The following is a 12810-nucleotide window of genomic DNA, read 5'->3' on the forward strand; positions in this document are numbered from 1 at the left end:
ACATGGAAGACCGATCGATGCACGACATGGCCAGGTTATCCCTGTCGCGACACCCCGGCGGGCTGCCGGACGCGTTCGTCGTGCCGTTCGATCCGGCCGAGTCCGATCTGGCGCTGTTCGCGGCCTACGGCATCGCCTGTCCGCCCACCATCGAACGCAGTGTGCCCAAGCGGCGCGCGGAATACTTGGCCGGCCGGCGCGTCGCCCTGGCCGCCCTGGCCGCGGCGGGAGTCCACGTGGGCGACCTGGGCACGTCCGCGTCGCGGGCGCCATGCTGGCCGGAGGGTTTCATCGGCAGCATCACGCATGCGTCCCGCATGGCGGCTGCGGTGGCCCTCCCGGTGGGGCCACTTCGCGGCGTGGGGCTGGACCTGGAAGACGTGGTGTCCGACAGCGCCATCGAAGCGATCCTCGTCTCGGTGGTCACCGAGGCCGAGGTGACCGCGCTGGTCGACCTGGTCGTGCATACCGATCGGGCGACGGCGCTGACGGCCGCCTTTTCGGCCAAAGAGAGCTTCTTCAAGGCCACCGCGGCGACGGTGGGACGGATATTCGACTTCTCGGCACTGACACTGCGGCGCGCCTCGCATGACGAGGGCATCATCGAGGCGGATGTGGCCGAAGACCTCGCACCGTCGTTGCCGCGCGGCACGTCGGTCCGGCTCGGCTTCAGTGTGCTCGACCATCGTTCGGTCGTGACCACCTGCGCGTGGCGGCCGTAGCGCCTCCTTCACTGACGACGGGCGGGGCAGGGGTTGAGCTGCCGGCCGGGGACAGGGACACTCGGCGGCTACCCGAACCCGCAAGGTCGCGCACGATGAACGTTACCCCCTTCTATCCCGTCGGTACGCCCGGCCAGCCCTGGACCGCGGCGGACGTCGCCACCTGGCGCGCCCGCCAGGTGAGGAAGCGCAGCTATGCCGACGATGTCCTGGGGGCGATCGAGCCGCTGCGCCAGCGTTTCGAGGTCGGCGAGTACGGTGCGCTCGACTATGCAGAAGGCCATTACCCGCTGCTGGCGATCCGCAGCCGTGACTGGAACGACGCCTTGCCCGTGCTGCTGGTGACCGGCGGCGTGCACGGCTATGAGACCAGCGGTGTCGAAGGCGCCCTGCAATTCGTGCGCGACCACGGCGCCGACTACACCGGCCGGGCCAACCTGCTGGTCGTTCCCTGCGTCAGCCCCTGGGCCTACGAGCGCATCCTGCGCTGGAATCCCGACGCGATCGACCCCAACCGCAACTTCCGCCTGGACAGCCCGGCGGCGGAGTCGGCGGCGCTGGTCCGGTTGCTGGCGCCGCTGGCGGACACGGTATTGGTCCATATCGACCTGCATGAGACCACCGATTCGGACGAATCGGAGTTTCGTCCCGCCCTGACGGCGCGCGACGGCACCGCTTACGAGCCCGGTGAGATTCCCGACGGGTTCTACCTGGTCGACAGCGCGACCAACCCGCAGCCGGCCTTCCAGAAGGCGATGATCGACGCGGTGGCGAAGGTCACCCATATCGCCCCGGCGGATGAGCGGGGCGAGATCATCGGCTCGCCCGTCGTCGCGCCGGGCGTCATCGAATACGACGTGAAGGCGCTCGGACTCTGTGCCGGCATCACCGATGCCCGCTATGTCACCACCACCGAGGTCTACCCGGACAGCCCGCGGGCTACGCCGCAGCAGTGCAACGACGCGCAGGTGGCGGCGGTGCGGGCCGGCTTCGATTACGCGCTGGCCCAGGGGTGACGGCGCCCCGCTGGCCGGGTCCGCGACCGGCCTGGCCAGCGGCTGTAGGAGAGTCCGGACGCGCGCCGGGAAGCCGGCCTCGTCCGGCTGAAGCCCTCGCGAAAGCCGGGACACGCCATAATTTCGCTACAATCGCGTTTTGCCCCACGGCACGCGCCCCGGTCCATGCCGGCCAGCGCCTGTTGCCGGCTCACGGAGAGGCCATGAACCCCCCACGAGACACCCGCGGATGATCGAAGGCACCCTGTTCGTGGTGGCCGCTCCCTCGGGCGCAGGCAAGTCGACGCTGGTCAACGCCCTGCTGGCGCGCGAGCCGGACATCTCCCTGTCGATCTCGCACACCACGCGCCCCCCGCGCGTGGGTGAGCAATACGGCCGTCACTACTTCTTCGTCGAGCGCGCGGACTTCGAGCGCGAGATCGCCGACGGCATCTTCCTCGAACACGCGGAAGTCCACGGCAACCTGTACGGCACCTCCCGCATCGTCGTGGAGGAAAAACTCGCCGACGGCGCCGATGTCCTGCTCGAGATCGACTGGCAGGGCGCGCGGCAGGTTCGCCAGGGCAAGCCGGATTGCGTCAGCGTGTTCATCCTGCCGCCCTCGCGGGTGGAACTGGAACGCCGCCTGCGCGGCCGCGGTTCGGACGCGCCGGAAGTGATCGAGCGCCGCCTGTTCAACTCGCGCGAGGAAATCGCCCACGCGCACGAGTTCGACTACATCATCGTCAACGACCGTTTCGAGGACGCCCTGGCGGACCTCCAGTCGATCGTCCGCGCCGTACGCCAGCGCGCGCCCGTGGCGGCGCGCCGCCATGAAACGCTGATCCAGGAGTTGCTGGCCCCATGACCGACGACGCCATCGTCCGCATCCGCGGACTGACCACAGTGCTCAACGGCAAGACCATTTTCGACGCGCTCGACCTGGACATTCCGCGCGGCAAGGTCACCGCGATCATGGGGCCCAGCGGCACCGGCAAGACCACCCTGCTCAAGCACATCACCGGGCAGATGCGCGGCGACGCCGGCACGGTGGAGGTCGACGGCCAGAACGTCCCCGCGCTGTCGCGCGAGAAGTTGTTCGGCCTGCGCGAGCGGATCGGCTACCTCTTCCAGAATTCCGCCCTGCTTACGGATTACGACGTGTTCGAGAACGTCGCTTTTCCGCTGCGTCAGCACACCGACCTGCCGGAGGAACTGATCCGCAACATCGTGCTGAACAAGCTCGAGGCAGTCGGCCTGCGCGGTGCGGCGAAGCTGGAGCCGACCGAGCTCTCCGGCGGTATGGCCCGGCGCGTGGCGCTGGCCCGCGCCATCGTCTTCGACCCGGCCCTGATCCTGTACGACGAACCCTTCGTCGGCCTGGATCCCATCGCGCTCAACCAGGTGCTGCTGCTGATCCGCACGCTCAACGAGACCCTCGGCATCACCAGCGTGCTGGTGGCGCACGAACTGGCCGCGGTGCAGAAGGTGGCCGACCACGTCTATCTCATCGCCAACGGCAAGGTCGTGGCGCAGGGCGCCCCGGCCACCCTGGCCACCGACGGCTCGCCGTGGACGGCGCAGTTCTTCGGCGGGCAGATCGATGGTCCGGTTCCCTTCCAGTATCCCGCGGGCGATTACGCCACCGCGCTGGGTTTCCCCGGAGGCAAGGCATGACTACCCGGGACGACAACGTCGTCATCCGCAGCCTCGCCCAGATCGGTGCGAGTGGCCTGTTCCTGCTCACCGTGCTGGCGGCCATCCCGCGCAGCTTCCGCTACTTCCGCGAGACGCTCCGCCAGATATGGTTCGTCGGCGCGATGAGCCTCACCATCGTGATGACGTGCGGACTGTTCGTCGGCATGGTGCTCGGCCTGCAGCTGTACGACGTGCTCTCGATCTTCGGCGGCACGTCGGCCACGGGCACCGTGGTCGCCATCGCCATCTATCGCGAGCTTGGCCCGGTGGTCACCGCGCTGCTGTTCGCCGGCCGCGCGGGCACATCGGTGACGGCGGAAATCGGCCTGATGCGCGCCACCGACCAGCTCGACGCCATGGAAATGATGGCGGTCGATCCCATCGCCTACGTGGTGGCGCCGCGCTTCCTCGCCGGCGTGATCGCGCTGCCACTACTCGGTGTGGTGTTCTGCGCCATGGGCGTGTTCGGCGGCCACCTGGTCGGCGTCACCTGGCTGGGCATCGACAACGGCACGTTCTGGTCGAACATGACCGCCTCCGTCGACGTCCACAAGGACATCATCAACGGTGTCCTGCTTAAGTCCTTCGCCTTCGGCATCGTGGTCTCGCTGATCGCCGTGTTCCAGGGCTACACCACCCCGCCCACCAGCGAGGGCGTCGCCTATGCGACGACCCGCACGGTGGTCGCTTCGTCCATCGCCATCCTGGCGCTGGACTTCGTCCTCACCTCGTTCCTGATCTGAGGCACCGGAGACCCGCCATGACTTTCCCCTCCCTTCTTTCCCCTTCGAGGATCGTGCCGTGACCCAAAGACGTTCCTATGCCGTCGGCACCGGCCTGTTCATCGTGCTCGGTTTTGCCGCGCTGGCCTACCTGGCCACGCAGACCACCTCGGTAGCCAACTCGCACCGCGGTTCCAGCTACGAGGTCTCCACCCGCTTTTCCAACATCGGCCAGCTGAAGGCGCGCGCGCCAGTCAAGGTCGCCGGTGTCCGGGTTGGCTCGGTCGAGTCGATCGACCTGGTCCCGGGTAAGGAAGAAGCCAAGGTCACCCTGGCCATCGACGACAATCGGAAGGACATCCCGGACGATTCCGTTGCGACGATCTATACCAGCGGCCTCCTGGGCGACCAGTACGTGGGCCTGCAGTACGGCCAGTCGAAGACCCCGCTGAAAGCCGGCGGCGAGCTCGCCTTCACCCGTCCGGCCCAGCAGCTGGAAGAAATGCTCGGCAAGTTCTTCGGTGGCGGCAGCGCCCCGGATCGCCTGGGCGGCACCTTCCACGTCACCGGTAACTTCACCAACATCGGTGGCCTGCAGCCGGGCGCGGCGGTCAAGCTGGCCGGTGTGCCGATCGGCAGCGTGTCTTCGGTGCTGGTCAAGCCGGGTGCCACGGAAGCCACCGTGACCCTTGCGATCGACAAGCGTTACTCCCAGATACCGGATGACTCGGCCGCGGCGGTGTTCACAAGCGGTTTGATCGGTAGCCAGTATGTTGCGATCCAGCCGGGCGGCTCGCCGGAATACCTCGCGGACGGCGACGAGCTGGTGCTCACGCAATCCGCGCTGCAGCTGGAAGACCTGATCGGCAAGTTCCTCGTGAACGGCTCGCCGAGCGACAACAAGAACGGTGCCCCGCAGGGTGGCGCCAACCCCGATAACGCCGGCAAGAAGTAAGCCGGTCCAGGAGACATCGCATGCTGCGTCAGATTTCCCTCGCCATCGCCCTTGCCCTCGGCAGCGTCATGGCAGCACCCGTGCTCGCCCAGGACGCCGCGCCGGCCTCCGCCGGCCAGCAGCAGGGCCCGGAGCAGATCGTCCAGACCATCTCCGACGATCTGGGCAAGGCCATCGAAGGCCACCAGGCCGAGCTCAAGAACGATCACGAGAAACTGATCGCGGTGATCGACGATACGTTCCTGCCGCACTTCGATATCGACTACGCGTCGATCCTGGTGCTGGGCCAGAACGCCTCGAAGGCCACCCCCGAGCAGCGCGAGCGCTTCGCCAAGGCGTTCTACAACTCGATCACCCATCGTTACGCCGAAGGCCTGCTGAACTACACGCGCGGCAAGGTCAAGGTGCTGCCGTCCTCCGGCGACCTCAACAACAAGCGCACCGTGGTCCGCACCCAGGTCATGCTCGACGACGGCAAGTCGGTCTCGGTCGACTACGCGTTCCGCAAGTCGAAGTCGGGTGACTGGAAGGCCTACGACGTGATCATCGAAGGCATCTCGTACATCACCAACTACCGCAACCAGGTGGATGCCGAGATCAAGAAGGAAGGCCTCGACAAGTTGACCACCGACCTCGAGACCAAGGGTGCGGGCGCCATCGACGATATGAAGAAAGACACGGGCGGCGCCGGCAAGTGAGCCAGGCGTCGTTCTCGCTGGCGACGCCTTCGCCGGACACCCTTGCGGTGTCCGGCGATCTCACGTTCGCCACGGCGGCCGCGGCCCTCGACGGCGCACGCGCCGAGCTGGATCGCGGCAACCAGACCGTGCTTGACCTGGGTGGCGTGTCGCACGCCGACAGTGCCGGCCTCGCCACGGTGCTGGCCTTGCTGGCCCATGGCAGGACGAAGGGCAGGGCGATCTCGGTTGCCCGTGCGCCGCAGGGCCTGCATGCGCTGGCGCGGGTGTCGGGCGTCGACGCGTTGCTCTAGCTTTGTTCGTCGATGATCGGTTTGATCCAGGCCCTGCGGGGCCTTTTTCATGAGCGCGATTTGGCGCGCCGGTCACGCCTCCGAGCGCTGAGGTTCCCGATAGGCGTGTAGGAGCGCACGCTCGTGCGCGAAAGGCATCGCGTCCACGCACAGGGCTAACGCGCAAGGTTGAAGGCACGGCCTCAACACATGTCGCGCACGTGCGTGCGCTCCTACCCCCGAGCCCCCGAGCCCCCGAGCCCCCGAGTCCCCAAGCCCCCGAGTCCCCAACGCACCGACCCCCGAAAACGGCCCAAACCAGGACCAAAAAAAGGGCCCCGAAGGGCCCTTCCTTGATCAGTTGGGCTTTTGCCCGTTCGACCGTTCCCACTTGTGTTGTTCGTCCAGGAGCTGCTCCGGGTCGAAATCCTTGTTGCTGTCGCTCAGGCCCTGCATCTGCTCGATCGCTTCGGCCGGCGGGTTGCCGTCGTAGATCTGGTAGAGGCGCTGCTGGCGATAGGCGTCGCGCAGGAACACGTACGGATCGTAGGCCGAGGCGAGGAAGCTCTCGGCATCGATCGCGCGGGCGCGGACCGTGATGAGGTACAGGACCGACGGGGCGTAGTACTGGCCGCTGTGGAAGTCGTGGTTGCGGCTCAGGTAGCTCAGCGGGTCGAAGAAGTAGCTGTCTACCGGCAGACGCCAGACGTCGCGCACCGTGGTCGGGCCGATCAGCGGCATGACCAGGTAGCTGCCCTCGGGCACGCCCCAGCGGGCCAGGGTGACGCCGAAGTCGCTGTCGTACAGCGGCATGCCGAGCATGCTGGCCGGGTCCTTGAAGCCGAGGACGCCGATGGTCAGATTCACCACGAAGCGCCCCGTGGTCACGGCCGCCTGGCCGGGACGGAACTGGAGCAGCTGGTTGCCGATGGTGATCGGCAGGCGGATATTGGTGTAGAAGTCACTGACCGCCGTACGGACGGGCGGGTTGGTGATCTTCCGGTAACCTACCGCGACAGGGCGGATGATCGCCTTGTCCAGCTTGTCGTTGAAGGCGTAGACCTTCCGGTTGAAGTTTTCGTTCGGGTCGTCGGTGCGAGGCGGCGCGATATGGCACGCGGCAAGCAACGCCAGCGACGCGAGGCCGACGGCACGACGGACGATCCGGAAAAAGGGCATGGGGCGCATCGGAGTGGCTTCGGGGGCGGGGCGATAGGATAGTGTACCGCCTGGTTTTATTATTTGCACTACACCCGCCCTTCCTGGTCAGAACCCCACATGATACCCGTCCCCTCATTGCCAGCCAATGGGCCGGACCGCTAAACTGCCCGGTCAGAAGTATCTTTATTGTCAAGGATTTGAAATGGCCCGAATTACCGTCGAAGACTGCCTTGAGGTAGTCGACAACCGCTTTGAGCTCGTGCTCATGGCGACCAAACGCGCGCGCCAGCTGTCCAAGGGTGCCGAGCCCACCATCGATCCCGACAACGACAAGCCGACCGTGCTCGCCCTGCGCGAAATCGCCGACCGCCGCGTCAACGACGAAATGATCGACGAAATCGACCGCGCCGCCCGCGAGCGTGCCGAGCGCGAAGCCCTCGAGTGGGCCGCCACGGAAGTGGACGACGACCTCTCCAAGGGCGGGGATGACTGATGATGCCGGGTCGCTGTCGGCCCTGCATTTATCCTAACGTTGCGCGCCCTGACGCGCGGCCGCTGACGCCGCGCGCGGGAGGCTGTGCCGGCTGACGGCACAGGGCCTCCCATGGAAGTCATTCCCGTCAAGAAACTGACCGACGTGCTGGACGACGGCCCGGTGCCGCCTTACGTCCAGGCCCTCGAGGAACGGGTAGGCACCTACCTGCCGCACGACCAGGTGCTGCGCATCCGGCGCGCCTTCCTCATCGGTGCCGCCGCGCACGAGGGACAGACGCGTAAATCCGGCGAGCCGTACATCACGCACCCTGTGGCGGTGGCCCACGTGCTGGCCGAACTGGGCCTGGATGCCGAGACGATCATCGCGGCCATCCTGCACGACACCCTGGAAGACACCCGGCTGGCGCGGGACGAACTGGCCGGCGAGTTCGGCGAGACCGTGGCCGAGCTGGTCGACGGCGTCACCAAGCTCGACAAGATGCGGTTTTCCAGCCGCCAGGAAGCCGATGCGGAAAGCTTCCGCAAGATGCTCCTGGCGATGGCGCGCGACCTGCGCGTCATCCTGATCAAGCTCTCCGACCGCCTGCACAACATGCGCACCCTGGGGGCAAAGGACGCCCCCTCGCGTCGCCGCATCGCCCGCGAAACGCTGGAGATCTACGCGCCCATCGCGCAGCGCCTGGGCATGAACAAGTTCAAGGCCGAACTGCAGGATCTCGGTTTCAAGGCGCTGTATCCGGACCGCCACCGCATCATCGGCGAGCGTATCCGGGCGGCCATCGGCAATCGCCGCGAGGCCATGGCCAAGATCGAGATGGCGCTCGAAGGCCGCCTGGCCGCCGAGAAGATCCCCGGCCGCGCCGTCAGCCGGATCAAGTCGGCGTGGAGCATCTATTCGAAGATGCGCGGCGACCATAAATCGTTCGCGCAGCTGATGGATGTCTACGGCTTCCGCGTCGTTACCGACAGCGCCATGCACTGCTACATGGCGCTCGGCGCCGTGCACGGCTTGTACAAGCCGGTGGACGGCCGCTTCAAGGATTTCATCGCCATCCCCAAGGGCAACGGCTACCAGTCGCTGCACACCGTGTTGCTGGGTCCGTTCGGCGCCCCCATCGAGATCCAGATCCGCACCTCGGAGATGGAGTCGGTGGCCGAGCGCGGCGTGGCCGCGCACTGGGCCTACAAGACCGACTCCGGCCCGTCCAACAGCGCGCAGGCGCGTGCCCGGGAGTGGTTGTCCGCGCTGGCCGATAGCCAGGCCAACACGCCGTCGGCGTCGGAATTCCTCGAAAACGTCAAGATCGACCTGTTCCCGGACGAGGTTTACCTGTTCACGCCGCGCGGCGAGATCTTCTCGCTGCCGCGTAACGCCACGGCGCTGGATTTCGCCTATGCCGTGCATACCGACGTGGGCGATCATGCTGTCGCGGCCCGCGTGGACAAGAAGCTGGTGCCGCTGCGCACGCGCCTGGTCTCGGGCCAGCAGGTGGAGATCATCACCGCCCCCTCGGCCGTGCCGAACCCCGCGTGGCTCGAGGCGGTGGTGACGGGCAAGGCGCGCACCGCCATCCGTCAGTACCTCAAGCACCTGCAGCACGAGGATGCCGTGGACTTCGGCCATCGCATGCTCGACCGTGCGCTCGACGCCCGTGGCATGAGCCTGGATGCCGTGCCGGCCGCTACGCTGGATCGCTTCCTCGAAGACGCGAAGCTGAAGCGTCTGGAAGAACTGCTTTCCGAGATCGCGCTGGGCAACCGTTTCGCCGACCAGGTCGCCGTGCAGCTGCTCGGCCTGCTGGGCCCGGGCGCCGGTGGCCCGCAGGCGTCGCCCGAGCAGCAGCACAGCGCGGAAAAGATCCGCATCAGCGGTGCCGAGCGCGGGGTGCTCAGCTTCGGCAACTGTTGTCACCCGTTGCCGGGTGACGAGATCATCGGCTTCCTGTCCTCGGGCAAGGGCATCGTGGTGCACCGGGTGGAATGCCCGAACGTACCGGAGTTCCGCAAGACGCCCGAGCGCATCGTGGCCATCGAGTGGGACCGCGACGTGGCCGGCGACTACCGCGCCGAACTGCGCATCGAAGTGCTCAACCGCCCCGGCGTGCTCGCCACCGTGGCCGCCGCCATCGCCGATGCCGGTTCCAACATCGAGAACGTCGAATACATCGAGCGCGACAGCACCGCCGCCACGCTGCTGTTCGCCATCGAGGTCAAGGGCCGCAAGCACCTCGCCGACGTCATGCGCCGCGTCCGCCGCACCGGCGTCGTCAGCGGCGTGTACCGCCACCCCCTCTGACCACCCCGCCCGCGCCACCCCCAACCACCCGCACGGTCCCCCATTGCCGTGGGTAGGAGCGCACGATGTGCGCGAATGGGGCTTGCGTTGCCCTTGGGGTCTTGCCTCTTCACCGCTTTGTTGGCTTTTCGCGCACATCGTGCGCTCCTACCGCGAGGTGCGGGCACACCTCGCTAGCGGCGATTCCACGGCATGGATAGACTGGCGGTCGATCCCACAAGGACCCTCCCCATGACCCGCAGCACCATCGCTACCGACAAGGCGCCGTCCGCCATTGGCCCGTATTCGCAGGCCGTTCGTGCCGGCAACACCGTGTATTTCTCGGGCCAGATCCCGCTCGATCCCGCCACGGGCAACCTTGTGGATGGCGACATCACCGCGCAGACGCGGCGCGTGTTCGACAACCTCGTCGCGGTCGCCGAGGCGGCGGGCGGCACGCTGTCGGATATCGTCCGCGTGGGCATCTACGTGACCGACCTGGGCAACTTCGCCGCCGTGAATGCGGTGATGGCCGAATACTTCCAGCAGCCGTACCCGGCGCGTTCCACCATCGAGGTCTCGGGCCTGCCCAAGGCCGCCCAGGTCGAGGTCGACGCGATCCTCGTCCTGCCGTAAGGCCCGCCCCGTTCCCGTGGCCCGACGCGCGACACCTCCGTCCGCTGCCATTCCGGCAGCGGACCCTGGGCGTGCGCCGCTGACCTCGCTGGGTGGCGTGGGTCCGGCCTTGGCCGAGACCCTGCGCAAGCTGGGTCTTCGCGAGGTGCAGGACCTCTGGTTCCACCTGCCGTTGCGCTACGAGGATCGCACCACCGTCGTGCCCATCGGCGACCTGCGCCCGGGCGATCGTGCACAGGTGGAGGGCGTGGTCGAGCACGTCGAGCGCGGTTTTCGCTTCCGGCCGCAGCTGAAGGTGATCATCGGCGACGAGTCCGGACGTCCTCTGCTGCTGCGCTTCTTCCACTTCCGCAAGTCGCAGGTGGACCAGTTGCCCAAGGGCGCGCGACTGCTGTGCTTCGGCGAAGTGCGACAGGGCCCGCAGGGCCTGGAAATCGTCCACCCGCAATACCAGCGCATCGAGGCGGATGAAGCCGTATTGATGGACGAGCGGCTCACGCCGGTCTATCCCACCACGGAAGGCCTGGGCCCGCGACGCCTCGCCAGTGTCATCGGCCGCGCGCTGGCCCACCTGCCCACCGACGATCGCCTCGAACTCATCCCCGAGGACATCGGTCGCCCGGCGGGGCTCACCTCGCTGCGCGACGCGCTGGCCTACGTGCACAGGCCACCGACGGATGTCGACCTGCGCCAGCTCGAGGCGGGCCGGCATCCTGCGCAGCAGCGCCTGGCGTTCGAGGAACTGCTGACCCAGCACCTCACCCTGCGTCGCATGCGCGCCGCGGTGAAGGAGCGCAAGGCACCGGCGTTGAAAAGCGCCGGCACGCTGAAGGATCGCCTGCTGGCCGCGCTGCCGTTCGCGCTCACCGGCGCGCAGACGCGCGTGTCGAAGGAAGTGGCACGCGACCTGTCGCGCGCGCATCCGATGCTGCGCCTGGTGCAGGGCGACGTGGGCAGCGGCAAGACCGTGGTCGCCGCGCTGGCCGCCGTCGCCGCCGTGGAAAGCGGCTATCAGGTCGCCCTGATGGCGCCGACCGAGCTGTTGGCCGAGCAGCACCTGCGCAACTTCCGCGCCTGGCTGGAGCCGCTCGGCCTGGAGGTGGAATGGCTGGCCGGCAAGGTGCAGGGCAAGGCGCGCAAGAGCGCCCTGGCCCGCGCGGCGGACGGGCAGGCGCACGTCGTCGTCGGCACCCACGCGCTGATGCAGGAGGGCGTGGCGTTCCACAAGCTGGGGCTGGTCATCGTCGACGAGCAGCACCGCTTCGGTGTGCACCAGCGTCTCGCCCTGCGCGACAAGGGCGCCGATGGTGCCCTCATTCCGCACCAGCTGGTGCTCACCGCCACGCCCATCCCGCGCACGCTGGCCATGAGCGCGTACGCCGATCTGGATGTGTCCTCGATCGACGAGTTGCCCCCCGGTCGTACGCCGGTGCAGACCGTGGCGATCTCCAACGAGCGCCGCTACGAGGTCATGGAGCGCATCCACGCCGCCTGCATGCAGGGGCGGCAGGTGTACTGGGTGTGCACGCTGATCGAGGAATCCGAACAGCTCAACGCGCAGGCCGCCGAGGTGGCGCACGCGGAACTGACCACGGGCCTGCCGGACCTCGCCGTGGGCCTGATCCACGGGCGCATGAAGCCGAAGGAAAAACAGGCGGTGATGGATGCGTTCAAGGCCGGCGAACTCGCCGTGCTGGTCGCCACCACCGTCATTGAAGTCGGTGTGGACGTGCCCAACGCCAGCCTCATGGTGATCGAGAACAGCGAGCGCCTGGGCCTGGCGCAGCTGCACCAGTTGCGCGGGCGCGTCGGGCGCGGCGCGATCGCCTCGAACTGCGTGCTGCTGTACCAGACGCCGCTGTCCCGGCTGGCGCGCGAGCGCCTGCAGGTGATGCGCGAGACCAACGACGGCTTCCGCATCGCCGAGAAGGATCTGGAACTGCGCGGCCCGGGCGAAGTGCTGGGCACGCGGCAGACCGGCCAGCTGCAGTTCCGCATCGCCGACCTGACGCGCGACGGCCATCTCATGCCCGAGGTGCAACGTGTGGCCGAGGCGATGATGGCCGAGCACCCCGCGCGCTGCGAGCGTCTCATCGCGCGCTGGGTGGGCGATGCGGCACGCTATGTGGATGCCTGAAACAGCGTGCTAGAGTCGTAGCTTCCTTCGATGGGGGCATGCGA

Annotated in this window: 13 protein-coding genes; 12 read left to right on the forward strand and 1 reads right to left on the reverse strand. The window is 67.5% G+C overall.

Features of this window, described 5'->3' with window-relative positions; all coding sequences use genetic code 11:
- Positions 1-26 precede the first annotated feature (26 nt).
- The 8 genes from FA89_RS06845 (at position 27) to FA89_RS06880 (ending at position 6083) form a co-directional block, all read left to right on the forward strand.
- Positions 27-722 (forward strand): 4'-phosphopantetheinyl transferase family protein, encoded by a 696-nt coding sequence (locus FA89_RS06845; RefSeq protein ID WP_185754262.1) that lies wholly within the window; start codon positions 27-29, stop codon positions 720-722.
- A 95-nt stretch (positions 723-817) separates the two neighbouring features.
- A complete protein-coding gene (locus FA89_RS06850) occupies positions 818-1738 on the forward strand; it encodes a M14 family metallopeptidase (RefSeq protein ID WP_036139488.1) in 921 nt (306 codons plus the stop codon).
- 229 nt (positions 1739-1967) lie between these two features.
- A complete protein-coding gene (gene gmk / locus FA89_RS06855) occupies positions 1968-2585 on the forward strand; it encodes a guanylate kinase (protein ID WP_036139490.1) in 618 nt (205 codons plus the stop codon).
- Entirely contained in the window at positions 2582-3394 is an 813-nt protein-coding gene (locus FA89_RS06860) for an ABC transporter ATP-binding protein (RefSeq protein WP_036139493.1), read from the forward strand. The genes gmk and FA89_RS06860 overlap by 4 nt, the downstream gene beginning before the upstream one ends.
- A complete protein-coding gene (gene mlaE, locus FA89_RS06865) occupies positions 3391-4158 on the forward strand; it encodes a lipid asymmetry maintenance ABC transporter permease subunit MlaE (RefSeq protein WP_036139495.1) in 768 nt (255 codons plus the stop codon). Before FA89_RS06860 ends, mlaE begins: the two co-directional genes overlap by 4 nt.
- A 58-nt stretch (positions 4159-4216) precedes the next feature.
- The gene (gene mlaD, locus FA89_RS06870) at positions 4217-5092 is read left to right on the forward strand and encodes an outer membrane lipid asymmetry maintenance protein MlaD (RefSeq protein ID WP_036139498.1); all 876 of its coding nucleotides are present in this window, start codon (positions 4217-4219) and stop codon (positions 5090-5092) included.
- 20 nt (positions 5093-5112) lie between these two features.
- Positions 5113-5790 carry an MlaC/ttg2D family ABC transporter substrate-binding protein gene (locus FA89_RS06875; protein WP_036139500.1) on the forward strand — a complete coding sequence of 226 codons (678 nt, stop codon included), beginning with the start codon at positions 5113-5115 and terminating at the stop codon, positions 5788-5790.
- Positions 5787-6083 (forward strand): STAS domain-containing protein, encoded by a 297-nt coding sequence (locus FA89_RS06880; protein ID WP_036139502.1) that lies wholly within the window; start codon positions 5787-5789, stop codon positions 6081-6083. The genes FA89_RS06875 and FA89_RS06880 overlap by 4 nt, the downstream gene beginning before the upstream one ends.
- Positions 6084-6419: 336 nt before the next feature.
- Here FA89_RS06880 and FA89_RS06885 read toward each other — a convergent pair whose 3' ends face one another.
- On the reverse strand, positions 6420-7241 hold the full coding sequence (locus FA89_RS06885) for an MlaA family lipoprotein (RefSeq protein WP_036143821.1): 822 nt from the start codon (positions 7239-7241) through the stop codon (positions 6420-6422).
- 184 nt (positions 7242-7425) lie between these two features.
- Here FA89_RS06885 and rpoZ point away from each other — a divergent pair, with 184 nt between their 5' ends.
- From rpoZ to recG, 4 genes are all read left to right on the forward strand, one after another.
- A complete protein-coding gene (gene rpoZ / locus FA89_RS06890; RefSeq protein WP_036139505.1) occupies positions 7426-7716 on the forward strand; it encodes a DNA-directed RNA polymerase subunit omega in 291 nt (96 codons plus the stop codon).
- Positions 7717-7827: 111 nt separating this feature from the next.
- Positions 7828-10014, forward strand: a complete 2187-nt coding sequence (locus FA89_RS06895; protein WP_051938591.1) for a RelA/SpoT family protein — start codon at positions 7828-7830, stop codon at positions 10012-10014.
- Positions 10015-10245: 231 nt separating this feature from the next.
- A complete protein-coding gene (locus FA89_RS06900) occupies positions 10246-10629 on the forward strand; it encodes a RidA family protein (RefSeq protein ID WP_036139507.1) in 384 nt (127 codons plus the stop codon).
- 16 nt (positions 10630-10645) lie between these two features.
- On the forward strand, positions 10646-12766 hold the full coding sequence (gene recG / locus FA89_RS06905; RefSeq protein ID WP_036139509.1) for an ATP-dependent DNA helicase RecG: 2121 nt from the start codon (positions 10646-10648) through the stop codon (positions 12764-12766).
- Positions 12767-12810: the final 44 nt, after the last annotated feature.

Source organism: Luteibacter sp. 9135, assembly GCF_000745005.1.
Classification (GTDB): Bacteria; Pseudomonadota; Gammaproteobacteria; order Xanthomonadales; family Rhodanobacteraceae; genus Luteibacter.